Source organism: Ruegeria sp. BC5 (assembly GCF_056539205.1).
In genome coordinates, this window is the sequence record NZ_JBQFUN010000001.1 from 107079 (window position 1) to 123743 (window position 16665).

Below are 16665 nucleotides of genomic sequence, written 5' to 3' on the forward strand. Positions count from 1 at the left end.
AACGCGGACAAAAGGTAAATTCGCTGCGTTCGCACCAATGGCCGCTTGTTTTCTCTTCGCTGACGTCAGAACATTCCGTGCGCGAGTGGAGCTTTAAAGCCAGGTGTGGCGTAATTTGCAGCGGTCGCGCCATCAATGTTCATCTGGATAGCGCGACCTTTGATATCTAACAATTGCCCCTCGATCTGCGGTGCGAGACTGGAACAGGCCATAGCTTCAACCGCATAATATTTTCCAGTGTCTTGGAATAGATGCCGCTGACCCGACTGCTACAGATAGACCCGGTCCTCAGAGGTTTCATCGTCTTAGCTTTCCGATTTGACACCAGTGTATTCGGGCAGATAGCGCGGGGGCATTGGTCCTTTGTTCCGGCCGCCCTGCTGCATCTGTTCCCAGCCATGAGACAAGATGCCGACCGAGCGGGAGAGACAGAAAAAACCGCGTGAAAGCGGCGGTGGAAAACCCAGCTCGCAAAAGATAACCGCCGTGGCCCCATCGATATTCATTGCGATCTCAGTACCGCGCTTGCGTCCGATTTCCGCCTGAACGGCCTCACCGATGTCGGCAAACCGCCCATCCACCGTGCCAGACTTTGCGGCCTCGCGTACGAGTGCCATCAACCTTGGTGCACGGGGATCGACGGGCTTGTGGAAACGGTGTCCAAAGCCCGAGACAATCTTGCCATGTTCCTCGCGCCAAGCGGCGATACCGTCGCGGACGGCAGTTTCCTGTTCAGCGCCGTCATCGATCCGTTTGGCGACGTCAAAATAAAGTTCGGCGCATTGTTCACCTGCGCCGCCATGCACATCACCCAGCATGTTGACCCCGGTGGCAATGACGTTGTTAAGCCCCAGCCCACAGGTCGCGGCCATACGAGCGGCGGCAATCGAAGGCGCTTGCGGACCATGATCCACGCCTGCCACCAGCGCACATTCAAAAAGCGCCGCCTGTTCTGGCGTTGGCATATCGCCCCGCACCATGAGCCAGATCATCTGAGCAAAGCTGACAGACCCAATAAGATTCTGGATCGGGTGGCCGCGAAAGGCGATCCGCCCAGGAGCCATGTCGATAATTGCAGTGCGCCACCAATGGCGCATGTCATCGGCATCTTTGGGTTCCGAGGGGGCCGTCATATCGCGCCTTCCTTTGCCAGTTTTTCTATGTCTTCTGGTGAAAGTCCCAACTCACCCCAGATTTCAGTGTTGTGCTGCCCCAATGTGGGCGGGGGCGCATCGACAGTGGGTGCGCTGCCGTCCAGTTTGATCCCGGTCGTGGCCACCTCTATGTCTCTTCCGACGCCGGGGACGTTTTCAAACTGACTGAGGAATCCACGGTCTGCAACTTGCGGCATTTCCAGTACTTCCGGTACTGTCAAAACCGCACCTGACGGTACGCCGATACTATTGAGCTCCTTGGCCCAGTCGCGCGGTGGGCGGGTCTTTAGCACCGCCTCAAGCTCTGCTTTCAAGGCCAGTCTGTTGCGTTTGCGATCCTCACGCGTGGCATATTCAGGGCGTTCGCGCAGCGCGCCCAATCCCAGATGGTCCGTCAGAAGCTCCCATTGCTGGTCCTTGTTTGCGGCGATGTTGATTAACCCGCCCTCGGCCTCAAACGCACCAGAAGGCGCCGAAGTGGGATTCTCATTGCCGTTGGCGGTCGGAATGACTCCCGCGATAAGATAGTTCGACACCACCCAACCCATTGTCGCCAGCACCGATTCCAGCATCGACACATCAATGAACGTTCCGCGCGGATTGGCGTTTAGGGCAGAAGAAATCGCGAAGGCTGCGGTGATACCGCCCACGGTGTCTGCCACCGGATATCCAACCCGCAATGGCGCGCTTTTGTCATTCCCGGTAATCGACATTACACCCGAAGTGCCCTGGATGATCTGATCATAGGCCGGGCGGCGAATCCATGGGCCCTCCTGGCCAAAGCCGGAGATGGCACAGTAAATCAGCGTCGGATTGACCTCCTTTAGCGTCTCGTAGCCCACGCCGAGGCGCGTCATAACGCCGGGCCGGAAGTTTTCCACCACCACATCTGCCGTTTCGACGAGTTTCAGAAAAATCTCTCGACCCCATGCGTTCTTCAGATTGACCGTGACCGATTTCTTACCCGCGTTCTGGGCCAGAAAGGACACACCCATGTTGGCCTTGTTCAGCTCTGGGTCAGCCCCCAGTTGGCGGGCGAGATCGCCCCGTCCGACGGCCTCGACCTTGATGACTTCGGCCCCCAAATGCGCCAGATGGTGACAGCAGAACGGACCGGCCAGCACATTGGTCAGATCAAGGACACGAATGCCTTTAAGCGGTGACTGTGCCATTTATCCTCGACCCTCATGTACAACCTTGGCTGCGGTGAAAAACTCGCGGCAATAGCTGCCTTTTTCCGGCGCGCCAAAGGATGATCCTTTTCGACCCGTAAACGGGGCGTGGAAATCCATGCCTGCAGTGGGCAGATTGACCTGGATCATACCTGCCTCAGCGTGCTGCGAGAAATGGTCGATCTTGGCCGTATCCCGAGTGACGATGCCCGCAGACAATCCGAATTCGCAGTCGTTGGCGGTGGCAAGGGCGGCATCATAATCTGGAACACGTAACACAGCGGCGATGGGCCCAAATATCTCGTCACGCGCGACGGCTGCCTGTGGTGACACATCGGTAAACAGGGCCGGAGCAAGGTAATGTCCGGGAGTATTCAATCTGACATCGCTGCCTCCTGCAGCAAGCGTTGCGCCGTTCGCCACGGCTCCCTCGATGTAGCTTTTGTCGATGGCCAGCTGCGCCTCACTTGCCACCGGGCCGATTTGCGTATCCGGCGCACGCGCATCACCGATCCTGAGATCATTCATCGCCGCGCAAAGACGATCCACAAATGCGTCGTGTATCCCTTCTGTGACGATCAGGCGGGATGAGGCCGTGCATCGTTGGCCGGTTGAGAAAAAGCTGCCCAGTAATGCGCAGTGAACCGCCAGATCCAGATCCGCATCATCCAGCACAATCAATGGGTTCTTGCCCCCCATTTCAAGCTGCATTTTGGCCCCGCGGGCGAACAGCGCAGCCCCCATATTGCGACCGACAGGTGTCGAGCCGGTGAACGTGACCCCAGAGACTTTGGGATGTGTAACGATCGCCTGCCCAACCTCACGGCCTTTGCCCATCACAAGGTTGAACACACCCTCGGGCAGGCCCGCACGGGAAATGATGTCGGACAGCATCCATGCCGATCCGGGCACCAGTTCGGCAGGTTTGAACACAACCGTGTTGCCATAGGCCAGGGCGGGCGCAATTTTCCATGCCGGGATCGCCAGCGGGAAATTCCAGGGCGTGATCACGCCTACGACGCCAATCGGTTCGCGCAGAACTTTAAGAGACACACCTTCGCGCAAAGATTGATAAGTATCGCCCGTTGCACGATATGCTTCGGCCGCGAAGTATTTGAACAGATGCCCGGCGCGATGCGCTTCGGCCTTGGCCTCGGGCAGGGTTTTGCCCTCTTCACGGGCCAACATGTCGCCCAACTCGTCTACACGGGCAAGGATTTCCGACCCGATCCGGTCCAATGCATCGAACCGGACCAGTGGCGATGTCGCGCGCCATTTCGGAAAGGCGGCAGCGGCGGCCTCGATCGCATCGGCAGTCTGCGCGGCACTGGCCTGCGCATAATCACCAATCGTGTCGTTCAGGTCAGACGGGTTGATGTTTGGAACAGCACCACTGCCAGCGGCCCATGATCCGGCGATATAGTTGGGAAATGGGTCTGAAGTCATAGCACTTCCTCAAGGACTGGACGCCACCCGATATCTTCATGCCGGTGGTCCACAGTGTTCACGTAAAAATAGGTCGGGCCATGATAGCCCCGGCAGACCCGCCCGTCTGCACGGCTGGCGACGGGTTCGGCCGTCCAGCTGACCGCCCCAAACCAGTTCCACACACGGTTATGTGGCGAGGTCAGATGATCCGGGCCAAGCGGGGCTGCACTGTCGGCCGGATTCGGTCGAGGCGCGTTTGACGCGCCGCCGCCACCCACCAACGCATCCCATTCATTGGGCCGGGTTGCCCCCTGATAGGGGTCATCACAGGGCGTATCACCGCCGGTCAGCAACCGGCAGCGAAACGGTCTGCCATCAATCGACACGGCCTTTCCAAAGACAAACCCTGCATCATCCAGATCCTGCCAGCTGATGCGGCTCATAAGCATCCGGTCGGCGACCATCAGCCGAGATCTCACGTCCTGAAACACATGCCAGTTCAGGCGTTTTGTCGGGTCCTTGGGGCTGTCCGTGAGCGCCCAGTTGTCCCAATCCGGGTCACGTTCAAATTCCGGGAGGTTACCGGGTTGAAGACCCTCGTAAGGGCAAAGCGCTGCAAGATCCGTGATCCAAGGCCGGGTTGCCGGGGCAAGGATTTCTCCTGCATGTGATAGCCCGCCCATTTGACGGGTTCCGATATACTCCATCATTGCTCCGCCACCGGCCCAGTCACAGGTCGCGTGCGGAAGCGGCGCAGAATCCGGAACAGCATTTCCGCCGACAGGAATTCGGTGCGCTGTGAGGGATCAAGCGGTGGTGAGACCTCGACAATGTCCAACCCGCCCAAGGGGGCCTCGGCCAGTCCATCCAGCAGATCGTAGTATTGTCGCGGTGTAATGCCGCTGTGCACGATGGAGCCTGTGCCGGGAAGGTAGCCGGCGTCCATAGCGTCGATGTCGATTGAAAGATAGAGCTCGTCGCAGCCCTGCATGGCATGTGCAAGCGCCTGACGCACCACCTCGGCCGCGCCGAGTTTTTGCACCTCGCCAGATGAAAACACCCGTCCGCCCTGCTCTTCGATAAGTGCAAGATCGCCGCCATCGACCCAGCCCGTGATGCCGATCCAGACCATATTGGAGACATCGATGTTGGGCAGTTCGGAAATCCGGCGCGCGTTGGTTGCATGGTTGTGGCTGCCCCACGCCCCCAGCCGGTCGGAGAAATCGAGATGACCATCGATCTGGATATATCCGAAGCGCGCGTTTGGCGAACGTTTGGTCAGCCCACGGGAATAGCCCAGACAGGCCGGGAAGCTGTTATAGTGATCACCGCCCAGTGCCAGTGGGATCGCCCCGGCAACGGTCAGCGTTTCGATCATTGCGGCGATGGCTTCGGTTGTTGCGTCAACGTCCTGCGCTGTGATCTCTGCGTCGCCGCAATCGATCAGCCAATCGGTTGCAGGCACGGTACGGCGGCTTGTATCGGGATCAAAGCTGGCTCCCTGCGGACGCAAAGATTGCAGAAGACTTGTCGCCCTGCGCAATGCTTCGGGGCCGAACCTTGTGCCAAGGCGGCTGGAATGTGTCCAGTCGCTCGGCATGCCGACCACGCCGATCTTATCGGGACCGACCTCGTCCACGTCGCGCAAATGCCCATCAAACAGCCGATATCCCGGTTGTGACAGAGGCGGGTGAAATGTGGTATTCGTTGCAGTCATGTCAGTACATTTTCCTTGGGAATTGGGCGCACCGGTCGGTCAATCCCAAAACCGAGGCGCGCATAGATGAATGCCAGAAGAGCCGTGACCATCAGTCGTTGGCCAACCTTCACCACACCCATTCCGGGCCTGCTCGGGTTCAGACCGGTCAACATGATGGCACTGACCTCGTGCTGTCCCAGGGCGCTGAGCCATTGCACCACTGTATCAAGGTCGCAGCCTCCCAAACGGGGCCGATCACAAAGCGCGCTGAGCGATGTTTCAAACACGGACAGATCAAACTGCACACACAGCGGCTTTGATACATCCCGCCACCTGGAAAACGCGGCAAGCTGCGCGGCAGTGTTTTGGCTGCAGGTCGTGCCACCCCCGTTTGGCAGGGGCGATACATGAAAGTCGCGCGCATCATCTGGCGTACCGCCAAGCTGCACAGTCTGACACTCAGGCAGCGCGCTCTGCACTGTCTTGGACAGGCGATCTGACCCACCCAATATTATGGCGCAGGCACCATTGCGGCTGACATGACGCGTTGCCGCCTTCAATGCCGCATGGATCGCGTCCTCGGACCCGCGCGCGATATCTCCGAGGTCACATAACCGCTCGTGTAGTCCGTCGGTGCTGATGTCTTGACGTGCATCGATATCTACGGGGTGACTGAATTGCGGGTTTGCGTGCCAACCGAAATAGACCGAGGTCTCGCGCAAGGCACGCGGCGCCAGGGATTGCCCAGCATGCGCTGCGCTTGTGTCTTCAAACGGGACACCCAGTACCGCCAGATCGCCGGACCTGACATCACCGATTGCTTTGGTCTGCGCACGCATGAATGACAGATGCCCTGCCATGCGTGGCAATGGAGCCGACCTTAAAGGCATCAGCCTACTCCTCTCTCAAGGCGCTCAGTCACCGCTTGCAAGATCGACAGTGCCGCGAGGGTTTCAGTTCTGCCACGATTGTCCAATTCCGGGGCAAGCCCGAAAACGGCTGCAGCGATGATTTTGCCGGCGGTGGCGTCGATTCGCGCGATCATCTGTTCCGGCGACAGCCCGGTCAGGCAACGTGGTTTCGATACCCAGTTGGCCGCAAGCTGTTGTAAATCCACAGATAGGATGACCGGTTGAGTATGGGGCAGATCGCCCGCATTTTCCCCTGCGACCGGAATGACAGGAACATCCGTACCCGTGGCATTTTTTGCAGCGCTGCCAAGTGCCTTCAAACCGCTGGAATCACCGCCAACCAGCACCATGCGCGCACCGGTTTCCAGAACCGCCTCGCATTGTGCAATGACTGCGGAAAAGTGCTTGTTCGGCTCAAGCGGAAATACGTTCACATCCCCCAGATCAATCGCGTTTTCCGGGGGCTTTCCGGGACGGGAGGCATATCGCAACTGCCGTGCGAGGTAGCGTTGCCCTGCCGCTGGTCGATCGAGATTGTCACAAAAGTACCCTGCCATCGCAACCTGCCCGGGCACGAGATCTTCCAGATCGCCAACAGATGCGCCCAGAAAACTTGGGATTGTGTCGAACCGTATGTGCGCCGCTTCACCCATCGTGCAACGCCGCGTTTAGGGTTTCGATGGCCGCCAGTTCCGAAATACCCCGGGTATCGAGCGCAGGCGCAAGGCCAGTGATCGCAATCGCCTGCCAGCTACAGGACATTGAGCCGATAACGGACACCAGCGTTTCGGGCTTCATACCGCCGGGGTTAAGGCCGACGCACCCTGCTGCATGCCCCAGATCAATGACCGATATGTCAATCCAGAGAACAGCGCGCTCGGGAATGTCATAAAAGTCGCCGCGCCCTTCATCCAGCTGCCGGGCGGTACACCAGGCCATCGAGCGCTGGTCGATCTGATCCCATACATCGGCAGGCTGCTCGCCGTTCAAACCCACCCAGATCGTGTTTGCAGGCCGCGCCGCAACATCACCCCGGGCGAGCGGCATGGCCGCGACAACCGGCAGGTCAGGCAGGGCCCCCAGCACTGCCGAGGCAACTTCTGATGCGCCACCCAGAACAACTGGCACAACGCCGTGATCCACCATCTGCGTCACAAGCTGCATCAAAGTGACGGACCAATCGCCCGACAGGTTCAGATTTCCAATATCCCGGCCATTTACAGGCAGACCGGTCCCAAGCTGTTGTGACATCCTGCGCAGCGCATCCGGTGCCAGTGAGGCCCCGATACGCGGCCCGCTATCGACTTCGCTTGGAACACCCAAAACCCCGACATTGCCCGCCTCACATTGCGAAAACTCGCCAAAGGGCAGACCGGCATATCCGGTCATTATCCATCGTTTTTGTGCATTATTCATCGTCAGATACCTTCACGAAATGCGATTTCAAATTGCGCCCGAACTCGCTACACATGGGCGCGGAACTGCGTCGAAAGGTCTGCCTATGCCCAACAAACCCCAAGCCCCGGACACAAATGGTGGTGTCGAAGCGGTTGAACGTGCATTGCGTGTTCTGGACAGCTTTGAGCCCGGCGATGCGGGTCTTTCTCTGAAAGAGGTCGCGGACCGCAGTGGTGTCAACAAAGCGACAATCCTGCGTTTGAGCGTCTCGCTGGAAAAGTTTGGCCATATTACGCGAGACGCCGAAGGCCTGTTTCACCTCGGGCCGTCTTTGTGGCGTCTTGGGTCCGTATTTCGTCAGAACCTGCGCATGGGGCCTATTGTGCGCCCGGTGCTGGCGGAACTGGTGAATGCCACGGGGGAAAGCGCGTCGTTTTACGTGCAACGCGGCAATTCCGGTGTCTGCCTCTACCGGGTCAACTCGCCTAGGCTGGCGCGCGATCACATTCAGGAAGGTGAAATCATTCCGCTGAACATGGGCTCGTCGGGCCGGGTGCTGGATGCCTATTCTATCGGGCAGGGCAAACAGGCCGCCAGAATCCGAGAGGCCGGATATTATCTCAGTCTCGGTGAACGTGATCCGGACGTCGCTGGTTTGTCGGTCCCGGTTCTTGGGTCCGAAGGCGAGCTGCTGGGTGCGGTCAGCCTGTCGGGTTTGCGGGTTCGCTTCGACGAAGCCGCCGTCGAGGGCTATCGCACTATGGTGCTTGATGCCGCCCGCCAGATCCGGACCGAGATCGGTGAAAGATAACGAGTCCATCATTTATCAACATTCTTGCTGCGGCCAATCAACTGCACGCCGATGAGCGCCGAGACTGACACGATAATTAGACAGGTAGAGATCGCTGCAATGGTCGGATCAAGCTGGTCACGCAGCGAATTGAACATGCGGCGGGTAATCGTGGCATTTTCCCCGCCCGAGACCAGCATCGAAATCACCACTTCATCCAGTGACGTGATGAAGGCGAGGAAGGCACCGGTCTGTATCGAAAATTTGACTTGCGGAACCGTCACCGTCCACAGGGCATATGCCCGCGATGCCCCGAGGCTACGCGCTGCCAGTTCCTGATCAAAATCATAGTTCTGCAAGCCTGACATCACGGTCACGATCACAAACGGCAATGCCAGCGCGGTATGGGCGATCACAATCCCGGCAAGCGTGTAGTTGAGCCCCAGCTTGGCATAAAGGCTGAACACGCCGACAGCGATCAAGATCACCGGTACGACAATGGGCATGATCACGAGGATCTGTGCCGAGTTTCTGATCCGCGGAGTGCAACAATGCAGGCCATAGGCACAAAGTGAACCCAAAGGTGTCGCAATCGCCGTAGTCAATGCCGCTGCTATCAACGAGGTCTTTGTGGCGCTCATCCATTCCGGCGAGGTGAAATAGGCCTCGTACCAGCGAAACGAAAACGACGTGGGTGGGAACTCCAGAAACGAGGCCCCCGAAAACGACATCGGGATCACGATAAGCGTGGGCAGGATCAGAAAGAACAGCACTGCAATGCCAACCACCGTCAGCCACAGCCCGTCAATTTTGCGTTGTCCGACTTGTTCCATTATTCCGATCCCTAGCGCATGAAGAGTTTGTCGAGGCCGAAGACCCGGTTCATCAACCAGATCATCGCCAGTGCAAGCAGCAGCAGGACAACGCCCAAGGCGGATGCGGCTCCCCAATTGGAATAGACCGTGATGGTGCTTTCGATCCGTTGCGCCAACATCTGAACACGGCCACCGCCCAGCAAAGCAGGTGTGACGAAGAACCCTAGCGACAGGATGAAAACCAGCACGATGCCGGCAAAAAGGCCCGGCAGCGACATCGGAAAAAACACTCGCCAGAATGCCCCGCGCGGGCTGGAACCAAGCCCCACAGCCGCCCGAACCAAGTCGGTATCAATGTTGCGCATGGTGGCGTAAAGCGGCAGAACCAGAAACGGCAGCATGATATGTACCATGCCAATGATTGACCCCGTGAGGTTGTGCGCCAGCTGCAGCGGTTCATCAATTATGCCCATCGACATCAGCGACGAATTGATGATGCCATTGCGCTGCAACAGCACCAGCCAGGCGTAGGTTCGCACCAGAACCGACGTCCAGAACGGGACCAGCACGAAAACCATCAGAATTGCAGCTGTTCTGTCCGGCAGCCGAGTCAGCCAGTAGCACAGCGGATACCCAAGCAGCACACAAATCACCGTCACGGCGATGCTTATCTGAAAGGTGACAACAAAGGTCCGTCGATACAGTGCGCTTTTGAAAATGCGTTCGTAGTTCTCCAAGCTCAACTCGCCGGCCGCATTGTAAAACGACAGCGAAGACAGCCAGAAAATTGGCAGAAACACGACGATCAGAATTGCTAGAACCGCGGGCAGCGAAAGGCCAAAAAATGTCAGGCGCTCACGGCGCTCTTCGGATTTGAGCGTGCTTGCGTTCTGAAGCGTCTGAGCTGTCCCATAAGACTCGGCGACGCTCATGATACATGCTCCGGTACGATGATTGTATCTTCGGGATGCAGGGCAAGGCCGATGCGCTCTCCCTTGGAGGGCAGACCCGTTTGGCCGGCGCGATTGGCAGGGACGCGTACATTGATCTGGCCCGCGCTGTCGTGCTGTACGATGACCAGAACGCTGTCGCCCTGATAAATGATGTCGCTCACCCGGCCAGACAAATCATTAGCAGTTTCAGGCACAGCGCCCGCGGTGACCTCCAACAACTCGGGGCGGATCACCAGGCGATGACCTCCACTGCCCTCGGCAATTGGTAAGCCGGACTTCAACACGCGCCCGCCAAGTTGTGCCGCGTTATTGGCCACGTTCACCGGCGCCGAAATGGATTCACCGATGAAATCCGCCACAAAGAAACTGTGAGGCTGGCGATACAGCCGCTCAGGTGTCTCAACCTGCTCGATCCGCCCATGGTTTACCACCGCGATCCTGTCTGACATCGTCAGTGCTTCGCGCTGATCATGGGTTACATAGACAACGGTCGCATCCAATTTTTCATGGAGCGCTTTCAGTTCAATCTGCATATGTTCGCGCAACTTCTTGTCGAGCGCGGACAGGGGTTCATCCATGAGGATGATCTGCGGCTCGAAAACCATGGCGCGGGCAAGAGCCACACGCTGCCGCTGGCCGCCCGACAATTGAGTGATACGTCGATCTCCATAGCCACCAAGCTGCACGGTATCCAGCGCACGCTCTGCGCGGGTCTTCTGTTCGCTTTTAGAAACCCCGCGGATCTTCAGCGGATAGGCCACGTTTTCAGCCACGGTCATGAATGGGAACAACGCATAGCTTTGGAAAACCATGCCGAGGCCGCGCTTATGGGGCGGCGTCGCAATCATTTCCTGACCGCCAAATCGGAGCGATCCGCCATCTGGACGTACAAAACCGGCCAGTGCCATCAAAAGCGTCGTTTTGCCCGAGCCTGATGGCCCAAGCAGTGTCAGGAATTCACCTGCAGCAATGTTCAGCGATACGTCATCGAGCGCTTTGACCGAACCGTAGGCCTTGCATAGGTTGGAAATGTCGATGGGAAGGGATTGGGCAGCAGGTGACATAGGGGCTCCTAACCTGACGAAAAAGGCGCAGCACGAGATGCACTGCGCCAAATTTGATTATTGCTGGATCAGCGTGTCGAACTCTTCGGTCAACTCACCCAGCTGGCCAATGTAGAAGTTCGGGTCGACCAGAAGCTGCTTGCCGTAGTTGTCGGGATGCGTGTTGACCTTGACCGCCATCTCTTCCGAGATAATGCTGGTATCGAATGCACCCGTATTGACCGGGCCCAGCGGCATTGTCACGGCCAGCCGCGCCTGCGCTTCGGCGCTCAGCAGCTCATTGATCAGGCGCATCGCATTTTCGACGTTCGGCGCGCCTTTGGGCACCAGCAAGCAATCAACATCCATCGTGCCACCATCGAATGCATAAGCAACGTCAATGCCCGATGCGATAACACTCTCCACGCGGTTATGGCCCATGTGGATCACGTCCACTTCTCCATCACGCAGCAATTGTGCGGATTGTGATCCGCCACGATACCAAACGGTGACCTCGGGTGCGATCTCTCCCAGTTTGGCCCAGGCGCGCGCGATGCCCTCGTCCGTAGCCAGAACGTCGTAAACTTCTGCCATAGGCACGCCATCGGCCATAAGGGCTGCCTCAAGGTTGTAGTTCACCTTGCCGTGCATGCCGCGCTTGCCGGGGAAGTTTTCCAGATCCCAGAACTCTGCCCAGTTGGACGGACCATTGTCGCCAAAGGCATCCTTGCGATAGGCAATCACCTTGGTGAAGTTGATGAAGCCGATGTAGTTTTCGTGGATCAGCTCCTCCGGGATACCCGTCGTGTCGACAATCGAATAATCAATCGGCTCAAGAGCACCTTCACGGCTGAGCGTCTCGCACGAGGGCAAGTCCTGCTCGGTCACATCCCAGGCGACGGCACCTGCTGTGATCTGTGCGCGCACGTCCTGGATGCCGTTTGTCGTATCTTCCTTGACCGTGACATTCAATGCGCTGGCTGCGGGATCCAGCATGGCGGAACGCAAGGCATCCTGAAAGGAGCCTCCCCATGATGCAAACACCACTTCGCCTTCGGCGAAGGCAGGTGCCGCCATTACCAAGCCGCCAGCCACAATACTGGCTGCAAGCGACAGTCTTCTCTGTTCTTTCTTCATGTCAGGCTCTCCCTAAAGTTTTGGTTGGTTACATGATCGGATTTTCTCTTCCTGGATATCGCGGCCTACTGGCATTAGGTCTCCAACCCAGTCCGCAATCAGGCGTGGCTGTTCGAGCATCAAGAAATGGCCGGTATCGGGCACCAGCTTGATCGTCGCTTTGGGAATCCGAGCGCGAAAGGCATCCAGCCAAAGCGACGAAGGGTAGGCCGCCACTGGTCGGCGCACTTCGTGCTCATCCAGCGAAGTCGACTGCAATATCGTAACCGGGCAGGTGAGGTGGTCGATGGCTGAACCAAAATGATCGCGATCCCATGCAGCCATCGCATGATAGTACGCGAGCAAAACCTCGGTTGGATATTGCGCAGCGCGGGTCACAAGATCGTGCTTTTGATCCTGGTCGAGATTATCTAGCATCATCGTCGCGAATGTAGCTTCCGCCCATTCTTGCTGCCCAAGCTGCCCAAGCTGTTCCTTCAGGCGCGCAACCGCTTCATCGGGATCTTCAGGCACGTTGCTGCCATCCAGCAAAAGAAGACTAGAGACGCGCGCTTGCCAATTCGCAGCCAGTTCGATTGCAATCCGCGCACCCATGCTATGCCCAACCAGAGCAAAGCGATCAAAACCCAGATCATTTGCATGGGCTATCACATGAGCCGCGCAATCCCTCAGGCTGACTGCCCCTTCCAAGGGCACGGCACCAGGGCTTCCAGGCAGCTTGGCAAGACCATTGTTTACACCATCTGGAAGGAGCGATGCGACGCCACTCCAGTCCTGCCATCCGCACGCCCAGCCATGAACGAAAAGGACGTTCATAGATGCTGCCGGATTGGGTACAGGACTGGAGCACATCGATTTCGCTCTATTGCTGAATCAGCGCGTCAAATCGCTCTTGCAGTTCCGCGAAGTTTTCGACGTAGAAGCTCGCGTCAATGACCACCTGGGTCTCCATGTTGTCAGGGGAGGCATTGTTTTTGGCTGCAAGTTCGGGCGGGATCAGCCCGGTTTCGAATGCCCCGGAATTCGCCGGGCCGTAGGAAATGGCCACTGCCATGCGGGCTTGGGATTCGGCCGACAGCATCTCGTTGAGAACAAGCATAGCGTTTTCGCGATTTGGCGCGCCTTTGGGCACCAACAAGCAATCAGCATCGGTCGTAGCCTGGTTCCAAGTATAGCCAACCGTTACTGCATCTGCATTGAGCGCTTCTGCGCGGCCGTTGCCAATATGAATGAAGTCGATTTCGCCATCAGCCATCAACTGCGCCGCTTGCGAGCCGCCCCTGTACCAGACCGTGATATCGGGAGCGATCTCCTCAAGCTTGGCAAAGGCCCGATCAACCCCGCCTTCACTACGCAGGACGGAATTTACCTCCGCCGGGTCGACACCATCCGCCATTAGAGCCGCTTCCAGTGCATGGGACACCGAGTTAAACATCGCACGCGTGCCGGGATAGGCTTCGGTGTTCCAGAAATCTGCCCAGGACTGTGGACCGTTTTCGCCAAATTTCTCAGCTTGCCAACCGATTACAAGCGAATAGGTCAACAGGCCTACCCATTCGCTGTCCACGAGACTGGTAGGTATGCCATCGGTCGAGACCACGCCATAGTCAATGGATTCCAGCGACCCTTCTTGCTTCAAACGAGCACAGTCGGACAATGCTTGTTCCGTGATGTCCCAGGCTACCGCGCCCGCTGTGATCTGCGCGCGCACATCCTGGATGCCGTTTGTCGTATCTTCCTTGATGGTTAGTCCCAGTTTTTTTGCGGCTGGGTCCAGCATGGAGTCCCGAAGTGCATCTTGAAATGATCCGCCCCAGGACGAAAACACCACTTCGCCTTCGGCAAAGGCAGACGTGGCCATGGCCAGACTACCGGCTACAAGGCCCGCAGTGAGCGTCAATTTCCGGTTATCTTTCATCATGTCGGGCTCCTCCCCTAATGCTGGTTGGCTTGCGGGTCCTCGACATGAGCGCGCCCGTCTTTCACCACCTCAACGTTTCATTCAGCAAAACCACATTTCATTTCTACTAGTTGTGATGCTGGAGCCAGTCAAGAATTCTTTTGACCCCGCCGGTTTCAACCTCCCGTTTTCGGAGCGTCAGAGGCGGGTGAAAAGTCGGGTTACGCCCTTATACTCTGTGTCCATCTCGCTTTGATCTTGCGCAATTTGGTATCGAGTGCGAACTTTTCCGTCCCCAGTTTCATAGCCACCGAGTGACGCATCTTTCGGGATCAGGCCGAACGCAATCTCTCACTCGCATACCGTTGGTCAGCAAATCTGAATGGCAGCTTCACACCATCTACGCCCCTTGATCCTGGCCGCAGCGTTGATCAATTTGGGCTCTTTCCGGCCGTTAGCTGCGTTTTCCACCAATGTCTGGTTCAGTGGTAAGCTCTGAGTTGTGTTGCGCTATAGGCTCGCCGTCATTGTGCAACGCAGCCTGCGTCTCGCCGTTGTCCCAGCGATACAGAAGGCCGATTTCTTCACCTGTTTTGATGCATGAAATACGGCCGATGGCTTCGGCCGTTGTGCGAACACTCGTAATTTCGGGCAATATCAGCCCCTCTTGTTTAATAACTCTTGTGGGTCGATTTCGAGAGCAAGTGCGATCCGCTCCAGAACATCGATTGATGCTGAATTTTTGGCGAGTTCGATCTCGCTGATATAGCTGCGATCTACATCCGCAGCCAAAGCTAGCTGTTCTTGGCTCAATCCTCTGGAACTTCTTAGATTCCGGACATTTAACCCTACTCGTTCCCGTAATTTCATGGCCTCTATTCGGCCAGATCACAAGAACCGCTCTACGGAATATATTCCACAAAACGCGCGCGAGCATCACAAACACTATGCTCGCATATGGTGTAAAGGTCGGGATTCCAGGTAGCCTAACAATAATGCAGTAATGTGGTCGAAAGGCATTTATTGATATGTGGTCCAGACTTATCAGCAATTGGAGCGCCGGAGCTGTCGTGGCTCTTCTTTCAACCGTGGCCCCACAGGCGGCAAAGGCCTATCAGGTCGATTGCGCCATTCTGCTTTGCCTGGCCGGTGGTTGGCCCGCGTCAGCAGAATGTGCCCACGCCCGAGCAGTGTTTATCCGCCGGATCACGCCCTGGCCGATTGAGCCGCCGTTGCAAATCTGGCGTTGTCCGATGGGTGTTTCTGAGCGTGTGCCTTTGCAAAGCACGGCCCCGAAAATCTGGGAGGCCAGCAACCAATCAGGTCAGCAGCTCGCACAAGTCATCCTGGCTCAGGTGGTCGAAGGCAGTGCCGATATCGACATCAGCGGTCTGGAATTCGATTTCGTGCGCTCGATCCGTGTCTGGGATGTTCGACACTACAGTCATCGTGAACGTGGTCGCGATGATGATTGTTCTGAGAGCTACAACATGCGCCTCGGGACCTATGGCACGCAGGGCGAATTCGGCTGGCACCGCACGACACCAGCCGCCGCCCCGCAATGGGTACTGCCGTCGCGGCGTTGTTCGTCATCGAGTTGGCGGCGTGGCGTCGGTGTTGAATGGGAAGATCACGAGGGCAACCACGGATATGAGTGGGTGGCCTACTAGGGTTATTCGCCGATGTCTTTCATGCGTTCCGCGATATCGCCCGCAATGCGTTCATATAGCGCGGCTTGTTTGTCCCTTGGCGTCCCAGGCTTTGGGTTTCTTCGACGGATGCGTTTGGCGAGCCAGAACAGCATACGGGCCGCTGGATCGGATGTCGCATCCGGTTCTGCGGCCGGATACTTCTCCTCTAGGGCGACGACGATTTCCTGAGACAGGCTGCGCCGGTTCAGTGTGGCATGCGTTTCCAGACGCTTCTTGAGCGCGGCAGGAAGCAAGAGTTTGAATTGGACCAAGGCTTCTTCTTTCATGATTGCATGATGGACAATATTTGTCCTCAATGATATGGACATTTTATGTCCTTTTGTTGAGGTGTAAATATGAAGACAACCCAGTTCAAACTTAACCTTCCAGCGGACGTGAAAGCCTGGCTCGAAGAGGAGGCTGTGCGCAACTTACGCTCACAGGGCGCTCAGGTGGTGTCTTGTTTGCGGGCAGCCATGTCGCGGCAAGAAGCCGTGGGTGAGAGGGCTGAAAAATGAGCCCAAGCCATATTCAGCTGATTCCGACCCCAGAGCTTGCGCTTCTCTTCGGCTAC

Annotated in this window: 19 protein-coding genes; 2 read left to right on the top strand and 17 right to left on the bottom strand. The window is 57.3% G+C overall.

What is annotated here, in order from left to right:
- Positions 1-305: 305 nt before the first annotated feature.
- The 8 genes from ACR0LY_RS00540 to ACR0LY_RS00575 are packed head-to-tail and all read right to left on the bottom strand — an operon-like array spanning position 306 to position 7753.
- Entirely contained in the window at positions 306-1133 is an 828-nt protein-coding gene (locus ACR0LY_RS00540; protein WP_170349211.1) for a citryl-CoA lyase, read from the bottom strand.
- Positions 1130-2326 carry a CaiB/BaiF CoA transferase family protein gene (locus tag ACR0LY_RS00545; protein WP_170349210.1) on the bottom strand — a complete coding sequence of 399 codons (1197 nt, stop codon included), beginning with the start codon at positions 2324-2326 and terminating at the stop codon, positions 1130-1132. Before ACR0LY_RS00545 ends, ACR0LY_RS00540 begins: the two co-directional genes overlap by 4 nt.
- Positions 2327-3772: an aldehyde dehydrogenase family protein gene (locus ACR0LY_RS00550; protein WP_170349209.1), complete on the bottom strand. Its 1446-nt coding sequence runs from the start codon at positions 3770-3772 to the stop codon at positions 2327-2329. It lies immediately after the preceding gene.
- On the bottom strand, positions 3769-4464 hold the full coding sequence (locus tag ACR0LY_RS00555) for a hypothetical protein (protein ID WP_170349208.1): 696 nt from the start codon (positions 4462-4464) through the stop codon (positions 3769-3771). Before ACR0LY_RS00555 ends, ACR0LY_RS00550 begins: the two co-directional genes overlap by 4 nt.
- Positions 4461-5471 (bottom strand): agmatinase family protein, encoded by a 1011-nt coding sequence (locus ACR0LY_RS00560; protein WP_170349207.1) that lies wholly within the window; start codon positions 5469-5471, stop codon positions 4461-4463. The genes ACR0LY_RS00555 and ACR0LY_RS00560 overlap by 4 nt, the downstream gene beginning before the upstream one ends.
- On the bottom strand, positions 5468-6343 hold the full coding sequence (locus ACR0LY_RS00565; protein WP_170349206.1) for an arginase family protein: 876 nt from the start codon (positions 6341-6343) through the stop codon (positions 5468-5470). Before ACR0LY_RS00565 ends, ACR0LY_RS00560 begins: the two co-directional genes overlap by 4 nt.
- A complete protein-coding gene (locus tag ACR0LY_RS00570; RefSeq protein ID WP_170349205.1) occupies positions 6343-7017 on the bottom strand; it encodes an arginase family protein in 675 nt (224 codons plus the stop codon). The genes ACR0LY_RS00565 and ACR0LY_RS00570 overlap by 1 nt, the downstream gene beginning before the upstream one ends.
- A complete protein-coding gene (locus ACR0LY_RS00575; protein WP_170349204.1) occupies positions 7010-7753 on the bottom strand; it encodes an arginase family protein in 744 nt (247 codons plus the stop codon). Before ACR0LY_RS00575 ends, ACR0LY_RS00570 begins: the two co-directional genes overlap by 8 nt.
- A gap of 112 nt (positions 7754-7865) precedes the next feature.
- On the opposite strand from ACR0LY_RS00575, the gene ACR0LY_RS00580 reads away from it, so the two are divergent.
- Complete coding sequence (locus ACR0LY_RS00580; protein WP_170349203.1) at positions 7866-8573, top strand: IclR family transcriptional regulator; 708 nt, start codon at positions 7866-7868, stop codon at positions 8571-8573.
- Positions 8574-8581: 8 nt separating this feature from the next.
- Here the strand turns inward: ACR0LY_RS00580 and ACR0LY_RS00585 are convergent, their stop codons facing one another.
- From ACR0LY_RS00585 to ACR0LY_RS00620, 8 genes are all read right to left on the bottom strand, one after another.
- Positions 8582-9385 carry an ABC transporter permease gene (locus ACR0LY_RS00585; RefSeq protein WP_170349202.1) on the bottom strand — a complete coding sequence of 268 codons (804 nt, stop codon included), beginning with the start codon at positions 9383-9385 and terminating at the stop codon, positions 8582-8584.
- An 11-nt stretch (positions 9386-9396) separates the two neighbouring features.
- Entirely contained in the window at positions 9397-10299 is a 903-nt protein-coding gene (locus ACR0LY_RS00590) for an ABC transporter permease (RefSeq protein ID WP_170349201.1), read from the bottom strand.
- Entirely contained in the window at positions 10296-11384 is a 1089-nt protein-coding gene (locus tag ACR0LY_RS00595) for an ABC transporter ATP-binding protein (protein WP_170349200.1), read from the bottom strand. Before ACR0LY_RS00595 ends, ACR0LY_RS00590 begins: the two co-directional genes overlap by 4 nt.
- Before the next feature lie 57 nt (positions 11385-11441).
- Positions 11442-12500, bottom strand: a complete 1059-nt coding sequence (locus tag ACR0LY_RS00600; RefSeq protein WP_170349199.1) for an ABC transporter substrate-binding protein — start codon at positions 12498-12500, stop codon at positions 11442-11444.
- A 12-nt stretch (positions 12501-12512) separates the two neighbouring features.
- Positions 12513-13316 carry an alpha/beta fold hydrolase gene (locus ACR0LY_RS00605; RefSeq protein ID WP_170349198.1) on the bottom strand — a complete coding sequence of 268 codons (804 nt, stop codon included), beginning with the start codon at positions 13314-13316 and terminating at the stop codon, positions 12513-12515.
- 46 nt (positions 13317-13362) lie between these two features.
- The gene (locus tag ACR0LY_RS00610) at positions 13363-14421 is read right to left on the bottom strand and encodes an ABC transporter substrate-binding protein (protein WP_170349197.1); all 1059 of its coding nucleotides are present in this window, start codon (positions 14419-14421) and stop codon (positions 13363-13365) included.
- Between the two features lie 433 nt (positions 14422-14854).
- Positions 14855-15055, bottom strand: coding sequence for a hypothetical protein (locus ACR0LY_RS00615; protein WP_058260737.1), 201 nt, complete (start codon positions 15053-15055; stop codon positions 14855-14857).
- 2 nt (positions 15056-15057) lie between these two features.
- Entirely contained in the window at positions 15058-15270 is a 213-nt protein-coding gene (locus tag ACR0LY_RS00620) for a helix-turn-helix domain-containing protein (protein ID WP_170349196.1), read from the bottom strand.
- Positions 15271-15470: 200 nt separating this feature from the next.
- Between ACR0LY_RS00620 and ACR0LY_RS00625 the strand changes: the two genes are divergently transcribed.
- Complete coding sequence (locus ACR0LY_RS00625; protein ID WP_368040134.1) at positions 15471-16070, top strand: hypothetical protein; 600 nt, start codon at positions 15471-15473, stop codon at positions 16068-16070.
- A 2-nt stretch (positions 16071-16072) separates the two neighbouring features.
- On the opposite strand, the gene ACR0LY_RS00630 is transcribed toward ACR0LY_RS00625, so the two are convergent.
- Positions 16073-16378, bottom strand: coding sequence for a hypothetical protein (locus ACR0LY_RS00630; protein WP_050673817.1), 306 nt, complete (start codon positions 16376-16378; stop codon positions 16073-16075).
- Positions 16379-16665: the final 287 nt, after the last annotated feature.